Origin of the sequence: Pseudomonas viridiflava (genome assembly GCF_003702045.1) — a bacterium.
Taxonomy (GTDB): domain Bacteria; phylum Pseudomonadota; class Gammaproteobacteria; order Pseudomonadales; family Pseudomonadaceae; genus Aquipseudomonas; species Aquipseudomonas viridiflava_C.
The window spans coordinates 25,351-49,083 of record NZ_RBTP01000069.1 but is presented as its reverse complement, the minus strand read 5'-3'; the positions used below and the strand labels follow the sequence as shown (position 1 = coordinate 49,083).

At 59.7% G+C, this 23,733-nt stretch carries 22 protein-coding genes; 15 read left to right on the top strand and 7 right to left on the bottom strand.

Annotation, left to right across the window (positions count from 1 at the left end):
* The first annotated feature begins 157 nt into the window (after window positions 1-157).
* Window positions 158-1,468 carry an ATP-binding protein gene (locus ALP40_RS20905; RefSeq protein ID WP_122210084.1) on the top strand — a complete coding sequence of 437 codons (1,311 nt, stop codon included), beginning with the start codon at window positions 158-160 and terminating at the stop codon, window positions 1,466-1,468.
* A gap of 49 nt (window positions 1,469-1,517) precedes the next feature.
* Here the strand turns inward: ALP40_RS20905 and rimK are convergent, their stop codons facing one another.
* The 3 genes from rimK to ALP40_RS20890 are packed head-to-tail and all read right to left on the bottom strand — an operon-like array spanning window position 1,518 to window position 3,695.
* A complete protein-coding gene (rimK, locus tag ALP40_RS20900) occupies window positions 1,518-2,423 on the bottom strand; it encodes a 30S ribosomal protein S6--L-glutamate ligase (protein WP_003318100.1) in 906 nt (301 codons plus the stop codon).
* The gene (locus ALP40_RS20895; RefSeq protein ID WP_170969019.1) at window positions 2,420-2,863 is read right to left on the bottom strand and encodes an ATP-dependent zinc protease; all 444 of its coding nucleotides are present in this window, start codon (window positions 2,861-2,863) and stop codon (window positions 2,420-2,422) included. The genes rimK and ALP40_RS20895 overlap by 4 nt, the downstream gene beginning before the upstream one ends.
* A gap of 49 nt (window positions 2,864-2,912) precedes the next feature.
* Window positions 2,913-3,695: an EAL domain-containing protein gene (locus tag ALP40_RS20890; RefSeq protein WP_122210083.1), complete on the bottom strand. Its 783-nt coding sequence runs from the start codon at window positions 3,693-3,695 to the stop codon at window positions 2,913-2,915.
* 179 nt (window positions 3,696-3,874) lie between these two features.
* Here ALP40_RS20890 and ALP40_RS20885 point away from each other — a divergent pair, with 179 nt between their 5' ends.
* The 4 genes from ALP40_RS20885 to ALP40_RS20870 all read left to right on the top strand — a co-directional run bounded on the left by ALP40_RS20885 (window position 3,875) and on the right by ALP40_RS20870 (window position 7,712).
* Window positions 3,875-4,282, top strand: a complete 408-nt coding sequence (locus tag ALP40_RS20885) for an RNA-binding S4 domain-containing protein (protein WP_122210082.1) — start codon at window positions 3,875-3,877, stop codon at window positions 4,280-4,282.
* 176 nt (window positions 4,283-4,458) lie between these two features.
* Window positions 4,459-5,361, top strand: a complete 903-nt coding sequence (gene hslO, locus ALP40_RS20880; protein WP_122210081.1) for an Hsp33 family molecular chaperone HslO — start codon at window positions 4,459-4,461, stop codon at window positions 5,359-5,361.
* A gap of 179 nt (window positions 5,362-5,540) precedes the next feature.
* Window positions 5,541-7,082, top strand: a complete 1,542-nt coding sequence (locus ALP40_RS20875; RefSeq protein ID WP_122210080.1) for a phosphoenolpyruvate carboxykinase — start codon at window positions 5,541-5,543, stop codon at window positions 7,080-7,082.
* 129 nt (window positions 7,083-7,211) lie between these two features.
* Window positions 7,212-7,712, top strand: a complete 501-nt coding sequence (locus ALP40_RS20870; protein ID WP_122210079.1) for a GNAT family N-acetyltransferase — start codon at window positions 7,212-7,214, stop codon at window positions 7,710-7,712.
* Window positions 7,713-8,089: 377 nt separating this feature from the next.
* Here the strand turns inward: ALP40_RS20870 and ALP40_RS20860 are convergent, their stop codons facing one another.
* From ALP40_RS20860 to ALP40_RS20845, 4 genes are all read right to left on the bottom strand, one after another.
* Window positions 8,090-8,809 (bottom strand): hypothetical protein, encoded by a 720-nt coding sequence (locus ALP40_RS20860; RefSeq protein WP_147478350.1) that lies wholly within the window; start codon window positions 8,807-8,809, stop codon window positions 8,090-8,092.
* A 124-nt stretch (window positions 8,810-8,933) separates the two neighbouring features.
* A complete protein-coding gene (locus tag ALP40_RS20855) occupies window positions 8,934-9,383 on the bottom strand; it encodes a hypothetical protein (protein ID WP_122210077.1) in 450 nt (149 codons plus the stop codon).
* A gap of 364 nt (window positions 9,384-9,747) precedes the next feature.
* Window positions 9,748-10,461, bottom strand: a complete 714-nt coding sequence (locus tag ALP40_RS20850; RefSeq protein WP_122210076.1) for a cupin domain-containing protein — start codon at window positions 10,459-10,461, stop codon at window positions 9,748-9,750.
* Between the two features lie 311 nt (window positions 10,462-10,772).
* A complete protein-coding gene (locus ALP40_RS20845) occupies window positions 10,773-11,630 on the bottom strand; it encodes a GNAT family N-acetyltransferase (RefSeq protein WP_122210075.1) in 858 nt (285 codons plus the stop codon).
* 558 nt (window positions 11,631-12,188) lie between these two features.
* Between ALP40_RS20845 and ALP40_RS20835 the strand changes: the two genes are divergently transcribed.
* From ALP40_RS20835 to argE, 10 genes are all read left to right on the top strand, one after another.
* On the top strand, window positions 12,189-12,857 hold the full coding sequence (locus ALP40_RS20835) for a haloacid dehalogenase type II (RefSeq protein WP_122210074.1): 669 nt from the start codon (window positions 12,189-12,191) through the stop codon (window positions 12,855-12,857).
* Between the two features lie 63 nt (window positions 12,858-12,920).
* A complete protein-coding gene (locus tag ALP40_RS20830; RefSeq protein WP_122210380.1) occupies window positions 12,921-14,195 on the top strand; it encodes an FAD-binding oxidoreductase in 1,275 nt (424 codons plus the stop codon).
* Between the two features lie 94 nt (window positions 14,196-14,289).
* On the top strand, window positions 14,290-15,927 hold the full coding sequence (locus tag ALP40_RS20825) for an ABC transporter substrate-binding protein (RefSeq protein WP_122210073.1): 1,638 nt from the start codon (window positions 14,290-14,292) through the stop codon (window positions 15,925-15,927).
* Between the two features lie 31 nt (window positions 15,928-15,958).
* Complete coding sequence (locus tag ALP40_RS20820) at window positions 15,959-16,915, top strand: ABC transporter permease (RefSeq protein WP_122210072.1); 957 nt, start codon at window positions 15,959-15,961, stop codon at window positions 16,913-16,915.
* Complete coding sequence (locus ALP40_RS20815; RefSeq protein WP_122210071.1) at window positions 16,912-17,775, top strand: ABC transporter permease; 864 nt, start codon at window positions 16,912-16,914, stop codon at window positions 17,773-17,775. The genes ALP40_RS20820 and ALP40_RS20815 overlap by 4 nt, the downstream gene beginning before the upstream one ends.
* A gap of 1 nt (window position 17,776) precedes the next feature.
* Window positions 17,777-19,618 carry an ABC transporter ATP-binding protein gene (locus ALP40_RS20810; RefSeq protein ID WP_122210070.1) on the top strand — a complete coding sequence of 614 codons (1,842 nt, stop codon included), beginning with the start codon at window positions 17,777-17,779 and terminating at the stop codon, window positions 19,616-19,618.
* Window positions 19,615-19,926: a (2Fe-2S)-binding protein gene (locus ALP40_RS20805; RefSeq protein WP_122210069.1), complete on the top strand. Its 312-nt coding sequence runs from the start codon at window positions 19,615-19,617 to the stop codon at window positions 19,924-19,926. Before ALP40_RS20810 ends, ALP40_RS20805 begins: the two co-directional genes overlap by 4 nt.
* Window positions 19,905-21,314, top strand: coding sequence for an NAD(P)/FAD-dependent oxidoreductase (locus tag ALP40_RS20800; protein ID WP_122210068.1), 1,410 nt, complete (start codon window positions 19,905-19,907; stop codon window positions 21,312-21,314). Before ALP40_RS20805 ends, ALP40_RS20800 begins: the two co-directional genes overlap by 22 nt.
* Window positions 21,311-22,465: an FAD-binding oxidoreductase gene (locus tag ALP40_RS20795; protein ID WP_122210067.1), complete on the top strand. Its 1,155-nt coding sequence runs from the start codon at window positions 21,311-21,313 to the stop codon at window positions 22,463-22,465. Before ALP40_RS20800 ends, ALP40_RS20795 begins: the two co-directional genes overlap by 4 nt.
* Window positions 22,462-23,619 (top strand): acetylornithine deacetylase, encoded by a 1,158-nt coding sequence (argE, locus tag ALP40_RS20790; RefSeq protein ID WP_122210066.1) that lies wholly within the window; start codon window positions 22,462-22,464, stop codon window positions 23,617-23,619. The genes ALP40_RS20795 and argE overlap by 4 nt, the downstream gene beginning before the upstream one ends.
* The last annotated feature ends 114 nt before the right edge of the window (window positions 23,620-23,733 follow it).

Below are 23,733 nucleotides of genomic sequence, written 5' to 3'. Positions count from 1 at the left end.
GTTTGTCAGAACAGAACACCGAAGTTCCTGCCAGCCACGTCGATAACCTTTTCAAGGTTATCGACGTTCTGGTTTTTTGCGTTCGTACCTCGGGTCCGGCCCGCGTTCGGCAAACTTGCGAGCCTCGCCTCGCCCCGCAAAGTGTGTAGCTGCAGTTATGAAGACACCGCTCTGGTTCCCGCAAAGCTTTTTCTCCCGCACGCTATGGCTGGTGCTCATCGTCGTGCTGTTTTCCAAGGCACTCACGCTGGTCTATCTGCTGATGAACGAAGACGTTCTGGTCGACAGGCAGTACAGCCACGGCGTGGCCCTGACGCTGCGTGCCTACTGGGCGGCCGATGAAAATGATCGGGAAGCGATTGCCGAGGCCGCAGGTCTGATTCGGGTCGTGGGCGGCGGCGTACCGGAAGGCGAGCAGCACTGGCCCTACAGCGAGATCTATCAACGGCAGATGCAGGCCGAACTGGGGGCTGATACCGAAGTGCGCCTGCGTGTGCATGCGCCACCTGCGCTGTGGGTGCGTGCGCCGAGCCTGGGTGACGGTTGGCTGAAGGTGCCGCTCTATCCTCATCCGCTGCGCGGTCAGAAAATCTGGAGCGTGTTGGGCTGGTTCCTGGCCATTGGCCTGCTGTCGACCGCTTCCGCCTGGATCTTCGTGCGTCAGTTGAATCAGCCGCTCAAACGGCTGGTATTCGCGGCGCGTCAGTTGGGACAGGGGCGCAGCGTGCGCTTGCCCATCAGTGAAACCCCCAGTGAGATGGCCGAGGTGTATCGGGCTTTCAACCAGATGGCCGAGGACGTGGAGCAGGCCGGTCAGGAACGTGAACTGATGCTGGCGGGGGTGTCCCATGATCTGCGCACGCCATTGACGCGTCTACGGCTGTCGCTGGAGCTGATGAGTGACAACGAGTTCACCGAAGGCATGGTGCGCGATATCGAGGACATGGACGCGATTCTCGACCAGTTCCTGGCGTTCATTCGTGACGGTCGTGACGAAGAAATCGAAGAAGTCGATCTGGGGGATCTGGTGCGCGACGTGGTCGAGCCGTTCAACAGCGCCGAAGATGACATCCGCTTGTGTCTGGAGCCGATTCCGCCGTTTCCGTTGCGTCGGGTTTCCATGAAGCGTCTGCTGACCAACCTGATCGGCAACGCCAAGCATCATGCAGGCAATGGCATTGAAGTGGCCGCATACGTATCAGGCGACAGAAACGCGCCCTATGTGGTGCTGAGCGTGCTGGATCGTGGCGCCGGCATTGATCCGTCAGAGCTGGATACCATCTTCAACCCGTTCATTCGTGGCGACCGTGCCCGCAGCGGCAAAGGCACCGGCCTCGGATTGGCCATCGTCAAGCGCATCGCTGCCATGCATGGCGGCAATGTGGAATTGAGGAATCGGTCGGGAGGCGGTTTGGAGGCGCGAGTGCGCTTGCCGCTGGGGCTGATGTTGCCGAGGGATGCTGTCTAAAGCGCTATGTTGAGCGTGCCGACGCCGGGCATTGGCACGCTCAACTGACTTATCCCTTCCCTTTGGTCCGCGTCATGTGCGGGCCGCTGTTCTTTTCCAGGTACTCGATGATCATCCCGGCGACATCCTTGCTGGTGGTCACCTCAATGCCTTCAAGGCCCGGCGAGGAGTTCACTTCCATCACCAGTGGACCGTGGTTGGAGCGCAGGATGTCCACGCCGGCGACGCTCAACCCCATGACCTTTGCCGCCCGCAAGGCCGTCATGCGTTCTTCCGGGGTGATCTTGATCAGGCTGGCGCTGCCGCCTCGGTGCAGGTTGGAGCGAAACTCTCCCGGCTTGGCCTGACGCTTCATCGAGGCAATGACTTTGTCACCCACCACGAAGCAACGAATGTCCGCACCGCCTGCTTCCTTGATGTATTCCTGAACCATGATGTCCTGCTTGAGGCCCATGAACGCTTCGATCACCGATTCCGCTGCCGTCGCCGTTTCACACAGCACGACCCCGATTCCCTGAGTCCCTTCCAGCACCTTGATGACCAGCGGTGCGCCGTTGACCATCTGAATCAAGTCGGGAATATCGTCCGGCGAGTGCGCAAAACCGGTGACCGGCAGGCCGATACCGCGGCGCGAGAGCAGTTGCAGCGAGCGCAGCTTGTCCCGTGAGCGCGCAATGGCCACCGATTCGTTGAGCGGAAACACACCCATCATTTCAAACTGGCGCAACACCGCGCAGCCATAGAATGTCACTGACGCGCCGATGCGCGGAATCACCGCATCGAAGCCTTCGAGCGGCTTGCCGCGGTAGTGGATCTGCGGCTTATGACTGGCGATGTTCATATAGGCGCGCAGGGTATCGATCACCACCATCTCGTGGCCACGCTCAATACCAGCTTCGACCAGACGACGGGTGGAATACAAACGCGGGTTACGCGAGAGCACAGCGATCTTCATGCAGCACCTGAGGAAGTAGAGGCCGGGAACACCGGCTTGTCTTGTACATAAGTTATGCCCGGATTGACCACCAGTTGGCCGTCGATCAAAGCGTTTGAACCCAGCAGCAGCCGATAACGCATCGACTTGCGGCAGGCCAGGGTAAATTCCACAGGCCAGATGCGATCACCCAAGGCCAGGGTGGTGCGAATGACATAACGCACCTGTGCCTGACCGTTGGAGCTTTTTATGGTCTTCATGGCGACCAGTAATGCCTCGCAGCGGCGATGTCGTAGTTGAACCACTGTGCCCAGATGCGCGTTGAAACGGACCCATTTCTGGCCATCCCGCTCGAACGGCTCGATTTCAGTAGCATGCAGGCTCGATGTACTGGCACCGGTATCGATTTTCGCCCGAAGGCCTGCGACCCCCAAATCAGGGAGCGCCACCCACTCGCGCAGGCCGATGACTGTCAGATGATCGAATGTTTTCAATGCGATTCCGTACTTCTCAAGACTTCTGCCAGGCGTCAGGACTGATCTGAGCCAAGGCTTTGAATGCAGGCTTGGCGAACCAGTAGCCTTGCATCAGGAAAATGCCGCAATCGGCGAGGAAATCCCGTTCCTCCACGCTTTCTATCCCTTCGGCGATGACTTTAATCCCTAACTCGGAACACATTGTGACAACCCCACGAACAATAGCCTGACGCGCGCGATCACGGTGGATATCGCGGATCAGATTCATGTCGAGTTTTATCAGGTCGGGTTGAAAGTCAGCCAACAGGGACAGGCCGGAATGGCCCGCGCCGAAGTCGTCGATGGCCGTCATGAAGCCGAATTCACGGTACTCGCGCAAAATGTTGCTCAAGTGACCCTGATCATCCACATGCTCGGTTTCGATTGTCTCGAAAATGAGCCGGTCGATGGGGAAATTATGCGCTTTGGCCGCTTCCAGTGTGCTACGAATGCACAATTCGGGACGATACACCGCATTGGGCAGAAAGTTGATCGACAGACGCTCGGTCATGCCCAGCCTGGCAGCTCCGGCGATGGCCGTTGTCCGGCACTTCTGGTCGAATCGGTAGCGGTTCTGATCCGTCACCTGGCTGAGTACCGACAGGGCGCCTTCGCCGTTGGGGCCGCGCACGAGCGCCTCGTGGGCGAAGGTCGATTGGTCGCGCAGGTCCACGATCGGCTGGTAGGCATAGTCGAACGAGAAGCTCAGTTCCGGACTGTTTGTGCAACCCTCACACCCTTTCTTGGGTGCAGTCAAAGAAGCTGGAAATTCTGTCACGTCGCACTCCATGTGGGGTGATAGGCCATGAAATTGGTCGGGCTGTTTTTGACAAGCAAGGATCGGTTACTTCATGTTTGTTCAGGAAAGACGAACGCAAAAGGCGGGCGGCTGAAGAAGCCGTTACTTTCGGTGTGCGCCTGATCACGTTCTGACTGTTATAAGGATGAGGAATTCATATGGCTCAAAAGCCAGAGGAAGACGACAAGGTTCGTTTGGACAAATGGCTGTGGGCAGCACGCTTTTTCAAAACGCGGGCGCTGGCCAAGGCGGCAATCGAAAGTGGCAAGGTGCATTGCCGTGGCGAACGCTGCAAGCCCGGGAAGGAGCCCCGCGTAGGCGACGAATTTCAGATTCGCATCGGTTTCGATGAGCGTACGGTAGTCGTAGAGGCATTGTCCATCGTACGTCGCGGCGCACCCGAGGCGCAGACGCTGTACCGCGAAACGCCGGAAAGCATCACCCGGCGTGAACAGGCTGCCGCCCAGCGCAAAGCCGGAAATCTGGGAGTGACCACAGACGGGCGGCCTACCAAGAAGCAGCGGCGGCAGTTGTTCGATTTTCGTGGCAACCAGCGAGACGGGTGATCGCCGTCCGGGAAACCGCCTCGTCGTCGACCTGAACGACCGTGCGGCTTGGAACCTCGCCGGATAGCTCCTAAAATGTCAGCCAAACGGCATGGCACAGAGCGCTTGGCCGAACCTCACCGATGCAACATTCGTCGGCTGCCATCAATAGTCATCACAGTAGATACCTTCTTTTTATGAACGATACCCCAGACACCGATTTCACCCAGCGCTTCATCTTCGACGAAAGCGACGTTCGCGGTGAGCTGGTCGCCCTGGAGCGCAGTTACGCCGAAGTCCTCGCCAAGCACCCGTACCCTGAACCGGTCGCGCAGTTGCTGGGCGAGTTGATGGCTGCTGCGGCGTTGCTGGTTGGCACCCTCAAATTCGATGGCTTGCTCATTCTTCAGGCCCGTTCCAGCGGCGCCGTTCCTTTGCTGATGGTTGAATGCTCCAGCGAGCGTGAACTGCGTGGCATCGCCCGTTACGACGAAGCGCTGATCACACCCGGCGCAGGCCTTCAGGACCTGATGCCGGATGGATCGCTGGCCCTCACCATCGATCCGCGCCAGGGCAAGCGTTACCAAGGCATCGTCGCGCTGGACGGTGTGGACCTTTCTGAAAGCCTCTCCAGCTATTTCGTGATGTCCGAGCAGTTGGGCACGCGTTTCTGGCTGAAAGCGGACGGTCATCGCGCACGTGGACTGCTGCTGCAACAATTGCCCATCTCACAGATCCCGGACCCTGAAGAGCGTGATGCCAGCTGGGAGCACGTCACCACGCTGGCCAGCACCCTCACCGCCGAAGAAATGCTGGGCCTGGACAACCAGACCATCCTGCATCGCCTGTACCACGAAGACCCGGTGCGTCTGTTCGATGTGCAGCCTATCTGCTTCCGTTGCAGCTGCTCACGCGAGCGTTCGGCCAATGCGCTGATCAGCCTTGGGCTGGAAGACGCGCAGCAATTGGTTCAGGAACACAACGGCACCATCGAGATCGACTGCCAGTTCTGCAACGAGCGCTATCTGTTCGACGCCACTGACGTGGTCCAGCTGTTTGCTGGCGGCGGTGTCGATTCGCCATCTGACACACGTCATTGACCGGACCGGAAAAAGCCTCAGAAAACGGTGTGGCCCCCTGTAAAGCTGTTCTGACAGGAGGGTTCTACCATTCTTCGGCTTTTCTGGCATAATCCGGCCCACTTTTACGCTGTAGTAGTGGTTGTTTTTTTACTACAAAACCGTTTGGAGCACTCGGCCACTGGCCGACGGGGAACCTCATGACGCAAACCAACAACGCTGTGTACACCGATCTGAGCACCGACGAACTGGTCAAGGAAGCCCTTGCCCGTAACGAAGGCGAACTTTCCGACACTGGCGCACTGGTTGTGCAGACAGGCCATCGTACTGGCCGTTCGCCGGTCGATCGTTTCATCGTTGAAGAGCCGAGCACCCAGGACGCTATCGCCTGGGGCCCGATCAACCGCAAGTTTCCAGCCGAGAAATTCGACGCGCTGTGGAACCGTGTCGGTGCTTACCTGGCCGAGCGCGAGCGTTTCGTTTCCCACGTTCATGTAGGTTCCGATCCTGCGCACTACCTGCCCGTCAAGATGACCACCGAGACGGCCTGGCACAACCTGTTCGGCCGTTGTCTGTTCATCAACCCTGAACAGTACAACCCGGCTGGCAAGGACCAGTGGGAAATCCAGAACGCCCCTTGGTTCGTCTGCGACCCTGAGCGCGACGGCACCAACTCCGACGGCACTGTCATCATTAACTTCGCGGCCCGCAAGGTGCTGATCGCAGGCATGCGCTATGCCGGCGAAATGAAGAAAGCCATGTTCTCGGTGCAGAACTTCCTGCTGCCAGCTTCCGATGTGCTGCCAATGCACTGCGCAGCGAACATGGGCGAAGACGGCGACGTGACCCTGTTCTTCGGTCTGTCCGGCACCGGTAAGACCACGCTGTCTGCTGACGAAAGCCGTTACTTGATCGGTGACGACGAGCACGGCTGGGGCGAAGGCGTTGTTTTCAACATCGAAGGCGGTTGCTATGCCAAGTGCATCGACCTGTCCGAGAAGAACGAGCCTGTCATCTGGAAAGCTATCCAGCACGGCGCTGTTCTTGAAAACGTCGTCCTCGACGCCAACAAGAAAGCCGACTATGCCGACAGCAGCCTGACCCAGAACAGCCGTGCGGCCTACCCGCGTGAGCTGATCGAAAAGCGTGCCCCGCAAAACCTGGGTGGCGAGCCAAATGCTGTCATCTTCCTGACCTGCGACCTGACCGGCGTTCTGCCGCCCGTCTCGATCCTTAGCGAAGAACAGGCTGCCTACCACTTCCTGTCCGGCTACACCGCACTGGTCGGTTCGACTGAAATGGGTTCGGGTTCGGGCATCAAGTCCACGTTCTCGACCTGCTTCGGCGCACCGTTCTTCCCGCGCCCTGCTGGCGTATATGCCGACCTGCTGATCAAGCGCATCCGCAGCTTTGGCTCCAAGGTTTACCTGGTCAACACCGGCTGGACCGGCGGCGGCTACGGCGTCGGCAAGCGTTTCAACATCCCGACCACCCGTGGCGTGATTGCAGCGATCCAGAGCGGCGCGTTGATCGGTGCTGAAACCGAGCATCTTGAAACCATCAACCTGGACGTGCCGAAATCGGTACCGGGCGTAGACACTAACCTGCTCAACCCACGCAACACCTGGGCTGACAAGGCTGCCTACGACGAAGCGGCCAAAGGCCTGGCCGGCCTGTTCGTGGAGAACTTCAAGAAGTTCGACGTGAGCGACGCCATCAAGGCTGCCGGTCCGAAGTTGTAATTAAACATTCTCGACGCCGCGCCTCAGCGCGGCGTTCGGAAATGTTCAAGCAAACGCCTCGACTTGTCGGGGCGTTTGCTTGTCCGGGATACTGCTCTGGTGTTGCACATCATGACAAGGAGCTGTGTTTTGACCCCGACCGATATCCTGATTCAACGTTTCGAGCCGCATCACCAGCAGGGCGTGGTCGATATGATCCTGCCTATCCAGCGTGAAGAGTTCGGCATCGCCATCACCGCCGAAGACCAGCCTGACCTCAAGGCCATTCCCGATTTCTATCAGAGCGGCACCGGAGACTTCTGGGTCGCTACGCACGGTGAGCAGGTCATCGGCACCCTCGGGCTCAAGGACATCGGTGGAGGCCAGGCGGCGCTGCGCAAGATGTTTGTCGCAGCGCCGTTTCGCGGACGCGAGTTTGGAGTGGCCGCTAAACTGCTGGCCCGTTTAATCGAAGACGCCAGCGTTAAGGGCTTGAACGAGATCTTTCTCGGCACCACCGACAAATTTCTCGCCGCACACCGCTTTTATGAGAAGCACGGTTTCAGCGAAGTGGCCAAGGAGAACCTCCCCGCCAGCTTCCCGGTGATGGCGGTGGACAGCAAGTTTTACGTACTGGTGCTGAACGGCTGACCTTTCGAGCAGCGCAGGGTCGTCTGTATCAGGTACTTCAGCGTCGTGCAGTTCACGATTGGCGTAAAAACCACTGCCTGCGATCTTGTCGATAATGTTTTTAGCCAGCGTGCCTAAGTCTTTAAAACTGAGGGCCGTGTCGCGGGTCTTAGCACGCACTTCGCTTTCATTCAGTTGCCTTGCCAATGCAGAGAAGACAACATCATTCGGATAGGCCAATTTTGGGCGGGATCTCTCTACGGCTATAACATCGTTAGCCGAGGCCGATGACTTGGCCGCATGGTGCACTGTGGTAGTTAAGAGTGGTGAGATATTCGTCAAGCTAGCGTCCTCGCGGTGGTAGCCGATCCTTGTCTGGAGACGTTTTGTCTTCTTTGTTACGAGCGACCATCGCCAAGCGGTGGAGTCTTCTGTGACGGACTGTTGAATGAGGACAGGGCTGGGCTCCCGACCGCTAGATGAATGGCTTTATAGCCTTCAGCTTGTCGAGCTTGTTTTATAGGCGGTAGATCATTGTAATGAGCGAGGATCATGAAAAGGGTTTTGGTACTCTTGCCAGTTTCGTTGTCTTCATCTTCAAGACGTTTGATAACGATACTGTTCCACGCCTGATCCTGAGCGTAGTCCTCGGAAAATGCTGAATTTCTTTCGTTTATCGTGTAGTCACCTTGTTCGTCATAGATGATCAAGCTCAACTGATCTTGCGACAGCCCCTGGAAAGGGTTTTTGGCACGTCCGTAGCTGAATTCAGTGGCCTGTCTGGCTCTCTCAAGTAATTCACTGTCTGTGGTATCTGGCACCTCTGAATCATGCAGCTCGCGATGAGCGTAATAGCCGGTACCGACCACCTTGTCGATAATCCCTGCAGCCAATGCGCCCAACTCTTTAAAGCTGAGAGTCTGATCGCGTGACTGCGCACGTGCTGCGCTTTCACTGAGTTGTCTGGCCAGCGTGGAGAGTGTGCTCTTGTCCGAACCGCTTATAGCCGTAACAGGCTCTTTCAAGGCCGTTGTCCCAAGCGTCACGGTTTCCACTTTGGTGACTGACTTGGTCGTATTATGTGCTGCGGTGCCTGAGACAGGAAGGATTTCTATCATGCTCGCGTCCTCGCGGTAATAGCCAATCCATGGCGCTGTGTGCGTTATCTGTATCGGCCTGCACTGAGTCATCTTTAATTTCCGTAAAGGCATGCGCGCCGAAACCGGCGCGCGTGCCTCAGTTTTACTTCATTGTAAACTCCGCTGCCCATGCGTGGGTGGAGAAGTTGGTGACCCGAGAAGTGGCTGTGCAGACTGCTCCGCCCTCAGGGCTGGCTGTTCGGTTCCATTTAGGCACTTTAGCCCCACCTGCACCTTGTGCTTTTATAAAGGTGGTAGAGAATGTACAGGCTTTAGAGCCCATCACGTAACGAACACTTGCGTAGTTGGTGTCTGGTGAGATAGTACTTTGCACGTTGTAGGAATCTGACGCTCCGGGTTGTACGATTAAACTGATCTGACTCCTGGCATTCAGCTGCGTTGACTTTTCATTACGAGTCACAGGCTTGTACTCGGCATGTTCCGTCCCGAGATTTTTAAACGTTATTGTCACGGCCGGCCCGGCCTGTGCTGTAACGGTTGCGCCCAGTGTAGTCAGGGCAAGAAAGCTGAGCGCGATGTAGTTGCGTTTCATGGGTATGTCCTTAAGTTAAACGATTAACGTCATGTTATTTGCGGTGTTTCAGTGGCAGACAATCGGCGGCAACAGTTGCCCGAGGCCGAGTGGGATCGTCCGATTAATAATGAATGTTGAGCGTTGGGATTCAGGCGATGTACAGAGTCGCTGTTGTCCACTGCCAGATTTTTAATCAGACGCCGACAACGAAAGCAACAGATTGTGAGGGGGTTCTAAAATAAAAATCGACTTTATACGATAGTTATTGTACTGCGTATAGGTTGGCTATTAACTGCGCGGGTGGAAGTTGCTGTGTTGAACTTTCTTGAGGGCTTAAACGTTATAGCCGTGCCCTTCATTGTTGAAGGGCACGACCCGGAAATCACGTCACTACATAGAACTTGCGTACGTACCCTGTGCTGGTCCACTTGCACGGCGCGCCTTGGGCAACGAAGACGGTATCGCCGGTTTTCACCACCACCGCCTCACCGCCCTCAATGCCCAGCGTCACGCTGCCTTCGATGAGGTTCATCAGTTCGTGGATTCTGTGCGGACGCGAGATGCGTTCGTAGGGGGTCGAATCCCAGACGCCGATGCGCAGGGTGCTGGCGGTGTCTTCGAAAATGTTGTTGCTGCGGCACTGCGGCAGTGCGCTGATCATGATGGTCGGGTCCGGCGGGGAGGATGGTGTGAGCATCGCGAGGCGGTCCAGAGGCGTGACGCCGGGCTTGTCCGGTCCGCTGGCCTGAGTGGCCGCGCAGAAGGCCCAGAGGCTGTCGGGTTGCGCGTTGATCTGTACGTGCGTGCCTCGGCCGATAACGGCGCTCTCGCCAGTGCTGATCGTGGTGCTGTCAGCACCTGACTTCAGGGTGACTGCACCACGATGCACGACCAGCATTTCGGTGTAGGGATAAGCCTCGACCGAGACTGAAGTGCTGGAATGAACGACACCGGCGGCGATGCCTGCCTCGTCTATGAAGGCTGTGCGGCGTTCGTTGGCGAAGGGGTCGCTGGCGTCGAGAGGTCCCGGTGTGAAGTCGGTATCGACAGGGCTGTGATCGGCGCGAGCCAGCAGGAGTACGGTGGGTTGGGTCATGGTTCTGTCCTCGAGAATGGTATGTGGACTGTTCGCAGAGCGGTGGGACGCACCACCACGTCTTCGACGTAGCGCTGTCGCGCAGTAAACCCCGGGCTGTGGGAGGCGGCTTGCCGGCGATGAAGTCTGGCGCGGTTTTTCTGATACACCGCGTCAACCTCATCGCCGGTAAGCCGCCTTATCAAACAACCTGTAACCCGCTGAAAAACTCGAAGTAGTGCTAGGCGACGATGTGGTGGGGGCTCCCTCAAACTGCGTGTGTTCAGTCAATTGGCGTTGTTAGATAGCTGCTGGCATGAGCGCTGCTGCGCTCAACCAATCGCCTGGGTAATCAACGCAAACTGGCGCACGCCCTGGCTGGGCTGTGGGACGTCGCCCATGCTCATGCAAGCCACAGCGTCGACGCGTTTGAGACCGGCCTCCTCTAGCCAATCCACCAGCCCGCCATCGGTGGGGATGTCGATGCGTACGAAGGCGTAAGGCACCTTGGCCAGCAACTGCTCGATCATGTGTTTGGCCTGTTCCACGTCCTCGGCAACCACCGGGCCGATGCACAAGCCACGACCGAATGGGCGCATCAGTGCGAACGCTTTCAATTGACCATCGCGCTCGATGCCCACCGCGTGTTCAAGGTGGTCGAGCACATCGTTCATAACCTTCGTACGGTCCATGCCTGTGCCCGCATTGGACAGTTCAAGGGCGCGAGCATGGTCAGCCTCGTTCAGCGCGCGGCAGCGTTCGCCAGCCTTCAGATCGGTCGGCGCGGGCAGTTGGGCCTGGCCCTGACGCTGCTGCACTTCACCGAAATTGACGAAGCCCATCTTGGCGTATAGCGGCGCGCCCTCAAGGGTGGCGTTGAGCACCGCAGTCCGGGGCGCAACGCTGCCCACTGCCATTTCCATCAGCTTGCGACCGATCCCCTTGCCTTGATAGTCATTGCTGACAATCACCAGACCGATGGTGGAAAACTCGCCCTGATGACAGGCGAAGGCGCTGCCGATCAGGCGACCGTTGTGCAGCGCAACAAAGCCCTCGGCAACGCGTTGCAGCATGGCCCAGTCTTCGAGTCGGTGCGGCCATTTCAGGGCAATGGACAGCTCATGGGCGTTGACCACATCGGCGGCAGTCATCGGGCGGTATTCAAAGTCGAGACGTTGCTGGGCAAGCATGATGTGTCTCCCTCCAGAAGGATGCACAGGGACAGAAAAGGATGCGGCAGGCTTGCTGTATCCCACCTGCGCGACGGGGTGACAAGAGGGCTGCGAACATTCGGCAGATTTCGCGATTGGCCACTCGACAGACCACAGTTACTGCTTAAATCGGCCAAGGGACCGGCAGCAAATGCTTGAGCTTTTCAGGTCCAGGGTCTGCCTTATATAGCTGCGCTTATGAGCCGGTTCCGGGCGCAGTACATTGTGCTGAGCCACAAGGGATGCAAAGGCGCAGTATCTGCGGTGCAAAGCCGCGTGTTTGAGCCTGAGCGCCCTGAAAAGGGTCAAAAAGGCACCGAAAACCGGGGTTTGCCCAAGGCTGGAGCGCCCCGCAAAGTCTGCTGAGCGCGCACCTCAAAACGGTGCTTTCTATCAAGCAGCCATCACTTTTAACGCCATCTGCTGATTTCACGGTGTTGTAATGAGGGTGTGCTGCAACGTGCATCAAGGCCCTTGCAAGGGTGCCGAAACTGCGCGTCATGCCATGACCCCAACGAACTTTCAGGACCGCACACAATGAGCTTTCTTCGACCAAAATTCATTACGTTCGACTGCTACGGCACGTTGACCAACTTTCACATGGGCACCATGACGCGCGAGCTTTTCGCCGACCGTGTTCCGGCTGAGCAGATGGATCAATTCGTGAAGGATTTCTCGGCGTATCGTCTTGATCAAGTCATGGGTGACTGGATGCCTTACGACGAGATTCTGAAAGTCTCCCTGTCGCGGGTCTGCAAGCGCTGGAATGTCGAATACCGTGGCGAAGGCCAGCTGTACTACGACGCCGTTCCGACCTGGGGTCCGCACGCAGACGTGCCAGCCGGCCTTTCGAAAATCGCAGACAAGATTCCGTTGGTGATCTTCTCCAACGCCAGCGACAGCCAGATCATGTCCAACGTCGAAAAGCTCGGCGCACCGTTCTACAAAGTGTTCACGGCGGATCAGGCTAAAGTCTACAAGCCGCGCCTGGCTGCGTTCGAGTTTATGCTCGATAACCTCGGTTGCGGTCCTGAAGACGTGCTGCACGTATCTTCCAGCTTCCGCTACGACCTGTTCTCGGCCCACGACATGAAGATCAAGAACAAAGCCTTTGTTGCCCGTGGTCACGAACAGCCAGCGCACAGTTCTTTCGAGTATCACCAGATTCCAGACATTGGCGGTCTTGCCGGTCTGGTCGGTCTGTAAGTAGAGCCACAGGCAACACGGCATTTTTCAAGGTGCTCTTCCATGAGTGACAAGGGGAACAAGATGCGCAGTGAGTCCTACTGGCTCGATACGGCTCCAGATTTCACCGGCGCGCAGGCAGGCGCGGTGGAGGGGCAGGCTGACGTGGTGGTGGTCGGTGGCGGTTTCACCGGACTGTCGGCAGCGCGTGCATTGGCCTTGAAAGGTGCCAGCGTGGTGGTGGTGGATGCCGGCCGAGTAATCGGCGAAGCGTCCGGCCGCAACGGTGGACAGTGCAATACCGGAGTGGCGCAGGATTACGCGTCGTTGAGCGCCACATTGGGTCCCGCTCAGGCCCGCGAGTTTTACAAAGCGTATGAAAGTGCGGTGCAAAGCGTTGTCAGCGTGATCGAGCAGGAAAGCATTGCCTGCGACATCAAGCGCAACGGCAAGTTGAAGCTGGCCGCCAAACCGGGTCATTACGAAGGACTGGCGCGCACCTGCGAGCTGATCCGTCGTGAGGTTGATGCCGATGTCGAGCTGCTGTCGGCGCAGGACGTCCGTTCCGAAATCGGCTCGGACGAGTTCCACGGCGGACTTCTGCAGCGTAATGGCGTACAGATTCATGTGGGCCGCTTCGGCCTGGGGCTGGCCGATGCGGCTGTGCGTCACGGCGCGCGCGTTTACCAGGACACGACGGTCAAGGACTGGAAAGCCAACCGCAACGGCTTTGTGGTCAACACCTCGAAAGGTTCCATTCAGGCCAGGCAGGTGTTTCTCGCAACAGGTGCTTGTCAGCACGGTGGGCTGGGCTGGTATCGCCGCCGTATCGTGCCTGTCGGCAGTTTTGTGATCGTCACCGAAGTGCTGCCACAAAGCCTGATCGACCAGTTGTTTCCCAACCAGCGTGCGTACGTGACCAGTCGGTTGATCGGCAACTATTTCCGCCTCACCCCCGATAACCGTTTGCTGTTCGGCGGGCGCGCACGTTTCGCCATGTCCAACAGCAGCTCCGACGCCAAAAGCGGCAAGGTGCTGCAGGCGGCCATGATCCAGATGTTTCCGCAACTGGCGCAGGTAAAGGTCGATTACTGCTGGGGCGGTCTGGTGGACATGACGTCCGATCGTTTGCCGCGTGCAGGCGAGCACGACGGCGTCTTCTACTCGATGGGCTACAGCGGTCACGGCGTGCAGATGTCGGTGCACATGGGGCAGGTCATGGCAGACGTCATGGAAGGCAAGGCGCAGGCCAATCCCTGGAAGGACCTGAACTGGCCGGCCATTCCCGGGCACTTCGGCAAACCTTGGTTCCTGCCGCTGGTGGGCGCTTACTACCGCTATCAGGACAGTCGTCACTGAGTGCTGTGTTTCACCGTCGTCGTGTGTGTTTGAAGGACGCTCCGGTCAACCGTGAGCAACTCGGAATTTCCCTTTTTCGACAGGTAGAACTGATATGGCTGATAAGAAAAACGATTCCCCGCTGATCACAGGCGAAGACAGCCTGCGTGTTTTCGAGGGTCTCAACCGCGGCCTTTCGCGTCGTGATGCACTTCGTATGCTGGGCGTCGCCGGTGTGGTTGCGGCAGGCTCCACCAGCCTGTTCGGCGCTGCCGGCAAAGTGTTCGCCGATGACGACGCGGCGCCTGTGAAAGGCAAGCCCGGCGGTCGCATTCGTGTGGCGGGCATGTCCAGCTCTACAGCCGACACACTCGACCCTGCGAAAGGCGCACTGTCCACCGACTACGTGCGTCACTACATGTTCTACAACGGCCTGACTCGCTTCGACAGCCACCTGGTCCCGCACATGGAGCTGGCCGAGAAGATCGAGAACAAGGACGCCACTGTCTGGACGATTACCCTGCGCAAGGACGTGACGTTCCACGACGGCAAGTCGCTGACCGCAGGCGACGTCGTGTTCTCCCTGTCGCGCCATAAAGACCCGGCCACCGGCTCGAAAGTGATGCCGCTGATGGCGCAGTTTTCCGAGATCAAGGCCACCGGCCCATTGGAAGTGCAGATCACCCTCAGCTCGCCGAACGCCGAGCTGCCATCGATCCTCGCCGTCTCGCACCTGCTGATCGTGCCCGAGGGCACCACCGATTTCAGCAAGGGCAACGGCACCGGTCCGTTCAAGGTCAAGGAGTTCAACCCTGGCGTGCGTTCGGTCGGTGTGCGTAACCCCAACTACTGGAAACCGGGCCTGCCGTACCTGGACGAGATCGAATTCATCGCCATTGCCGACGAGCCTTCGCGGGTCAACGCGTTGTTGTCGGGCGACGTACACATGATCAACGAGGTCAATCCGCGCTCCACCAGCCGTATCGCGGCCAGTGACAAGCACCGCGTGGTCGATGCGCCATCGGGCAACTACACCGATCTGATCATTCGTCAGGACCAGATGCCCGGCAAAAGCCCGGACTTCACCGAGGCCATGAAGTACCTGCTGGACCGTGAGCAGGTCAAGTCGGCGGTGTTCCGTGGCTACGCCCGCGTCGGCAATGACCACCCGATCGCGCCGGGTTCGCGTTACTTCAATGCCGACCTGCCGCAGCGTCCTTACGATCCCGAGAAGGCAAAATTTCTGCTCAAGAAAGCCGGTATGGAAAAGATCACGATGGCCGTTGCAGCGTCGCCTGCGGCCACAGGTTCGGTCGATATTGCCGTACTGTTGCAGCAATCGGCCAAACAGGCCGGGCTGACGCTCAACGTCAACCGCCTGCCGAGCGATGGCTACTGGTCAAATCACTGGATGAAGCACCCGCTGAGCTTCGGCAACATCAACCCGCGCCCTAACGCCGACGTGATTTTTTCGCAGTTCTTCCAGTCCTCTGCGCCGTGGAATGAATCAGGCTGGAAAAACGATCAGTTCGACCAGTTGCTGATGCTGGCACGTGGCGAAACCGACGATGACAAGCGCGCCAAGATGTATGGCGACATGCAGACCCTGGTCAGCCAGAACTGCGGCATCGGCATCCCGGTGTTCATCAGCAACATCGACGGTGTGGACAAGCGTGTTCAAGGCTACTCCAGCAATCCGCTGGGCGGTTTCATGGGCTACATGTTCAGCGAGCAAGTCTGGCTGGACGCGTGAAAACGGCTGTAATCCGAGCGGGAGGGTACAGATGAACAGCAACACACTCGGGTTGATCCTGCAGCGCTTCGGTGCTGCGATCGTGACCCTGCTGATCGTTTCAATGGTGGTCTTCGCCATTACGGCGGTACTGCCGGGAGATGCGGCGCAGCAGGCACTTGGACAGTTCGCGACACCTGAACAGGTTGCGGCCTTGCGTACGAAGCTGGGCCTGGATCAACCGGGTGTGGTGCGTTATCTCACGTGGTTGATGAACCTGCTGGGCGGCAACTTCGGCGAGTCGGTATCCAACGCGATGCCGGTTTCCGATCTGATTGCCGGGCGCTTTCCCAACACCCTGATGCTGGCGGCGACCACCGCGCTGGTGTCGGTTCCAGTCGCCTTGATGCTGGGCATCGGGGCGGCAATGGGCCGGGGCGGGCGTATCGACAGTGCGCTGAACTTCGTCACCCTGTCACTGGTGGCGGTGCCCGAATTTCTGGTCGCTACGCTGGCGGTGCTGATCTTCGCCGTCAAACTGGGCTGGCTGTCAGCGCTGTCCTATGGTGGTGACGCCAGTACGCCGCTGCAATTCATGCGCACCTATGCGTTGCCGGTCATGACCCTGTGCTGCGTGATCGTCGCCCAGATGGCACGCATGACCCGTGCCGCTGTCATCGATCAACTCGACAGCCCCTACGTCGAGATGGCCCGACTCAAGGGTGTGAGCCCCGTGCGTATCGTGTTGCAACACGCCCTGCCCAACGCCATCGGTCCTATTGTCAACGCGGTTGCCTTGAGCCTGTCGTACCTGCTGGGCGGGGTGGTGATCGTTGAAACCATCTTCAACTACCCAGGCATTGCCAGCCTGATGGTCGATGCCGTGACCAATCGCGACATGGCGCTGGTTCAGGCGTGCACCATGCTGTTCTGTGCTGCTTACCTTGGGTTGGTGCTGCTGGCCGACCTGTGTGCCATTCTTTCCAACCCGAGGCTGAGAAACCAATGAACCCAATCATTGAGACGTCTACGCCCGCGACTCCGGTGCGCGCACCTCGCAAGATCGCCTGGCTGGGCCTGGTGGGCGCGGCGGTCTGCTTTTTCTGGCTGATGATCGCGCTGTTCGGTCCGTGGCTCGCACCGCATCCGGTGGGTGAGGTGGTGTCCGATAACGTGTTCGAGAACATGAGTGCGGCCTTTCCGTTCGGTACGGACTACCTGGGCCGCGACATGCTCAGCCGTGTGCTGATCGGCGCGCGCTTCACGGTCGGTCTGGCGTTGATCTCCGCCGTACTGGCCAGCGGCATCGGCACGATGTGCGCACTGCTCTCGGTGGTCGCGCCCAAGTGGCTGGATGAAATCATCAGCCGCCTGATGGACGCATTCATTTCGATTCCCAGCAAGATGCTCGCGCTGATCATGGTGTCGGCGTTCGGCTCCTCCGAAGTGCTGCTGGTGTGTACGGCGGTGCTGAGCTACACGCCGGGCGCGTTCCGTATCGCTCGCAGCATGGCGGTGAACATCGAGGCGCTGGAGTACGTGCAGGTGGCGCGCACCCGTGGCGAAGGCCGCCTGTACATCGCTTGCCGCGAAATCCTGCCGAACATGCTCAACCCGGTATTGACCGATCTTGGCCTGCGCTTCGGCTTCATCGTACTGCTGCTCAGCGGCATGAGCTTTCTGGGGCTGGGCGTGCAACCGCCCGATGCCGACCTCGGCTCGCTGGTGCGTGAAAACATCGGCGGCCTCAATCAGGGCGCGCCAGCCATCGTGATTCCTGCGCTGGCGATCGGCTCGCTGACCATTGGCGTGAATCTGTTCATCGACCGCCTGTCATCACGGCGCAGCCGACGCTCGGGAGGGCACTGATATGAGTCAATTGATTCGGGTGCAAGACCTGCGCGTCGTGGCTGACACCGACAAGGGTGAGCTGGAAATCGTCAAAGGCGTCAGCTTCGCACTGGAGAAAGGCGAAGTGCTGGCGCTGATTGGCGAGTCCGGTTCCGGAAAGACCACGATCGCTCTGGCGTTGCTGGGTTATGCCCGGCGTGGCTGCAAGCTTGCCGGTGGCGTGGTGCAGGTCGGCGAGCACGACATGCTCAGTCTGCCGGAGAGCCAGCTGCAAGGCCTGCGCGGCAATCGGGTTTCGTACATTGCGCAAAGCGCGGCGGCGGCGTTCAATCCGGCGAAAAAGCTGATCGACCAAGTGATCGAAGGCGCGCTGATTCATGGCCTGGGCAGTCGCTCGGAACTGCAGCGAAAAGCCGTCGACCTGTTCCGCGACCTGGCGTTGCCCAATCCCGAAACCATCGGTCAGCGGTATCCGCACCAGGTGTCGGGCGGGCAGTTGCAGCGGGTCATGGCGGCGATGGCACTGATCAGTGACCCGTTGCTGGTGATCCTCGATGAGCCAACCACTGCGCTGGACGTGACCACCCAGATCGACGTGTTGCGTGCGTTCAAGCACGTGGTGCGGGACCGTGGTGCGACGGCGGTCTATGTTTCCCACGATCTGGCGGTCGTGGCGCAGATGGCCGACCAGATCGTCGTGCTCAACGGCGGCAAGGTCATCGAGCAGGGCAGCACGGAGGCGTTGCTCAAGGGGCCGGAAGACGAATACACCCGCAGCCTGCTCGCCGCCGCCCGACCCGACGCAAAACTGTCGCCAGCCAGCGACATGGTCAAGGACAGCACGCTGCTGACCATCAAGGGCCTGACCGCAGGCTATGGCAAAAAAGATCTGCAAGGCATGCCGATGATCCGGGTGCTGGAAAACATCGACCTGACGATCCGCCGTGGCCAGGCCATCGGCGTGATTGGCGAGTCCGGGTCGGGGAAATCCACGCTGGCCCGTGTGGTCGCCGGTCTGCTTGACCCTGCACAGGGCAGCCTGACGTTTGATGGCGCGCCGTTGTCCGGCGATCTGGCCGGGCGTACCGAAGACCAGTTCCGGCGCATCCAGATGGTGTTCCAGAATGCCGACACCGCACTCAACCCGATGCACAACGTCAGCGCGATTCTGGCCCGTCCGCTGAAGATGTATTTCAACCTCAAGGGCAAGGCACTGCGTGATCGCATTCACGAATTGATGGACTTGGTGCGTCTGCCGCGCGAACTGGCCGACCGTCGTCCCAACGAACTGTCGGGTGGCCAGAAGCAACGCGTCAATCTGGCCCGCGCCCTGGCAGCCAAGCCGGACCTGATCCTGTGCGACGAAGTCACCTCGGCGCTGGATACCGTGGTCGGTGCCTGCATTCTCGAACTGCTTGGCGATCTGCGCCGCAAGCTGGGTGTTTCCTACCTGTTCATCAGCCACGACATCTCCACGGTACGCGCGCTGTGCGATGACATCGTGGTGATGTACAGCGGCCACAAGGTGGAGGAAGGCAGCCGGGAGTCGTTCAATCAGGCGCCGTTCCATCCTTACACCGACCTGCTGGTCAGCTCGGTGCCGGAGCTGCGACAGGGCTGGCTGGAAAGCTGTGGCGTGACCCACGGCAAGCTGCCGCCGATCAGCGCGCCGTCAAACACCCCCGAACTGTGCACCTTTCTCAACCGCTGCCCGGTCCGTATCGAGGGGCTGTGCAACAAGACCGCACCCAGTCGTCGCTACATTGAGGGCGGCAGCGAAATTCTCTGCCACCGTGACAGCGGCGAGCTGCAGGACGGTCGGAACACGCTTAACCCGGAACACGCAGGAGCCTACGCATGAGCGGCCGTTTCGTAAGACTGGGGGAGCGTGATCGTCCCGTCGTCAGCCTGATCGTCGACGGTGCGCCTGTCGAAGCCTTGCAGGGCGACACCCTGATGGTCGCGCTGCTGACCGGCGGCACGGCCTTGCGCCAGTCCGAATTCGATTCGGGGCGTCGAGCGGGTTTTTGTCTGATGGGGGCCTGCCAGGACTGCTGGGTCTGGACCCGCAGCGGCGAGCGGCTGCGCGCCTGCTCCAACGAAGTCCGTGAAGGACTCGATATCGTCACCACCCAACCGGAGGCGAAATGGCCACTTCTCCACGGCTGAACGTCAGCCACACCGGCAGCCCTCGCGTGGTCATCGTCGGCGCTGGCCCCGCAGGCACTCGCTGCGCCGAAACCCTTTTGGCGGCGGGGATCAAACCGATCCTGATTGACGAGAACCGTCGCGACGGCGGACAGATCTACCGTCGCCAGCCGGAAGGCTTCAAGCGCGATTACTCGGCGCTGTACGGCACCGAAGCGGCCAAAGCCCGCGACCTGCACGAAAGCTTCGACCGCCTGCGCAGCCAGATCGATTACCGCCCCGATACCCTGGCCTGGAACCTTACACCGGGTCAGTTGTGCTGCGTCAGCAAGGGCCTGCACACCGTCGTGGAATACGACGCGCTGATCCTGTGCGCGGGCGCGACCGACCGTTTGATGCCGATAAAGGGCTGGCAACTGGCAGGCACTTACAGCCTGGGCGGCTCGCAGATTGCGCTCAAGTCGCAGTCCGTGTCGATTGGCAGCCGCGTGGTGTTCATGGGCAGCGGCCCATTGCTGTATCTGGTCGCCAGTCAGTACGTCAAAGCCGGTGCCGATGTGGCAGCGGTGCTCGACACCTCGCCCTTCAGCAAGCGCATTGGCGCGATGCCCAAGCTGTTGTCACGTCCGGGCCTGCTGTTCAATGGCATGAAGCTGCTGGCTCAGTTGTACAGCGCCAAAGTCCCGGTGCATCTGGGGATCAAGCCTGAAGAAATTCTCGGTGATGAGAAAAACGGCGTCAGCGGCGTGCGGGTGCGACTCGCCAACGGCAACGCGCTGACGGTCGATTGCGATGCGCTGGCGCTGGGTTACCACCTGCGGCCGGAAACCCAACTGGCTGATCTGGCCGGTTGCGGCCTGAGGTTTGACGACGCCTCCGGGCAATGGGTGCTGGCCGTCGATGACGATGGACGCACGTCGGTCGCGGGCGTCTATGCCGCTGGCGATGGCGCGAAAATTCGCGGTGCCGATGCGGCCGAGCAGGCGGGGCGCTTGGCCGCGCTGACGTTGCTGGCCGACCTCGGCAAGCCTGTGGATAACCAGCGTGTGGATAACCTGCGGCAGAATCTGGAGGTCATGGATCGCTTCCGCGTCGGCCTGATGGAGGCGTTTCCGTGGCCGTCCGCGCAGGCCAAGGCGCTGCCCGATGACGCCATCGTCTGCCGTTGCGAAATGATCAGTGCAGGCGAACTGCGAGGTGTCGTGCGCGAGAAGGGCGCCTGCGAAGTCAACCGCGCCAAGGCCTTCAGCCGGGTTGGCATGGGGCGCTGCCAGGGGCGCTACTGTTCCCAGGCCGGAGCCGAAGTGATCGCTGCCGAATCCGGCGTACCGGTCGAACAGGTCGGCCGCCAGCGTGGGCAGGCCCCGGTCAAACCGTTGTCGATGATGACAGACGAGGTGGTGTCATGAAGCAGCCCAAGGTCGATGTCCTGATTGTCGGTGGCGGTGTGATGGGCGCAGCGTCTTCGTTTTTCCTGCGTCAGCGCGGCAAGTCGGTAACACTTTTGGAGCGCGACGTGGTCGGCCAGTACGCCAGTGGCGTGAACTTCGGCAACGTGCGCCGGCAAGGGCGTCACCTGGACCAACTGGATCTGGCCAACCGCTCCTTTGCGCTGTGGAAGCGTCTACCGCAACTGATCGGCGAAGACCTGGAGTTTCTGCCCAGCGGCCACATGCGTGTGTGCTACCGCGAAGACGAAATCGAAGAGTTCGACGCCTACGCGGCTGCGCCCCAAGCGCGTGAACTGGACCTGAAGGTCTTCCGGGGCAAAGAGCTGCACGAGCGCTTTCCGTTTCTCGGGCCGGACGTGAAGGGCGGTTCCTATGCGCCCCACGACGGCCATGCCAACCCGCGTCTGGCCGCGCCTGCCTGGGCCCGCGCTGCGATTCGCGCTGGCGCTCGAATCGAAGAGCGCACCGAAGTCCTGCACGTCGAAAAGGTCGGTGGGGAATTTCAGGTCACGACCACCGATGGCCGAATCTTCACCGCTGATCAATTATTGGTCACCGCCGGCGCCTGGGGCGAAAAGCTTTCGGCGCAGTTCGGCGAGCCGGTGCCACTGGATACCTTCGGCCCGCAGATGTCTGTCACTGAGCCGGTGCCTTATGCACTGCCGACGGTGATCGGCGTGTTTACCAAAATCCCGCACGAAGTGGTGTATTTCCGCCAGATCGCACGCGGCAACATCGTCATTGGCGGTGGCGTGCGTACCAAGCCGGACATGGTCAACCGTCGTGCGTATTTCGACCCCAACAGCCTCATCAATCACATGCAGCAGATGCGCCGTCTGCTGCCGGGCGTCGGCAACCTGAACATCATTCGCGTGTGGAGCGGCATCGAAAGCTACACGCCGGACTCATTGCCGATCATGGGCCCCAGCGGCAAGGTCGACGGCCTGTATTACGCGTTCGGCTTCTGCGGTCACGGCTTCCAGCTCGGCCCTGGTGTGGGCGATGTCATGGCCGAGCTGATCAGCACTGGCAGTACCCAAACGCTGATCAGTCCGTTCGATATCCGCCGTTTTGCCGCCTTCTCAGAACTTGCGAGTAAAGCCTCATGACACCGCGTGCGCTGGACATCTTCAAACGCCTGATTGCTTTCGAAACCGTATCGTCGGAGCCGAACATGGCGCTGATCGACTACGTTCGCGACTTGCTGGCGACCAAGGGCATCGAGTCGCTGATCGTCAAGGACGAGACGGGCAAAAAGGCCAACCTGTTCGCCAGTACCGGTCCGCAAGGGCAACCCGGTGTTCTGCTCTCCGGGCATACCGACGTGGTGCCTGCTGCAGGACAGGCGTGGACCGTGCCGCCGTTTCAGGCGACGGTGCGTGACGGGCGTATCTACGGGCGCGGCACCTGCGACATGAAAGGCTTCATCGCGCTGGCCATCGACGCCATGCTCGACGCCGCAGACATGACCCTGACGCGACCGCTGCAACTGGCCTTGTCCCACGACGAAGAAATCGGCTGCGTGGGCGTGCGGCGTTTGTTGGACGTGTTGCACCTGGCACCGGTGCGTCCGTTTCTGTGCGTGGTGGGAGAGCCGACGCTGATGCAGTTCGCGGTCGGTCACAAAGGCAAGAGTTCGTACCGCACCTATTGCCGGGGTCAGGAAGCGCATTCCTCACTGGCGCCGCGTGCGGTCAACGCGATTCATCTGGCCAGCGACTTCATTGCCGAACTGCGCAAGAGTCAGAAGCAGGTCGAGCAGCAGGGCGTGCGTGACGAAGGCTACGACATCCCTTACAGCACCGTACACATCGGTCGTATCGATGGCGGCAAGGCGCTGAACATCGTGCCGAACCTTTGCACGCTGGAGTTCGAATACCGCAACCTGCCGGGCGATGATCCGGACCTGTTGCTGGCGCAATTGCGCGAGCGCGCCGAAGTGCTGGTGCGTGAAGCCCGACAGCTGTCCGGCGTGGCAGCCATCGACATCGAAATCATGAACGAATACCCCGCGCTTGAAACGCATCCCAGCGTCGAAGCGGTGCGCATGCTGCACGCGTTTGCCGAGCCCGGCACGCAGCACATCAAGGTGTCGTATGGCACCGAAGGCGGTCTGTTCGCCGGGCGTCTCAACGTGCCGGTGGTGGTGTGCGGGCCTGGGTCCATCGAGCAGGCGCACAAGCCTGACGAGTTCATCGAAGAAAGCCAGATGAATGCTGGCGAGCGCTTTCTGCAAAGTTTGCTGGGCTCGCTGAAGCAGTAGAGGCTGCCGTGCGGGCGCGAAATTCAGCAGCGTACGCAGCTCGTACACTTTGCTTTCAGCATCCTGGACTGTGATGGCTGCTTAGACTGGCAGTCATCCCGGAACAGGACTCGA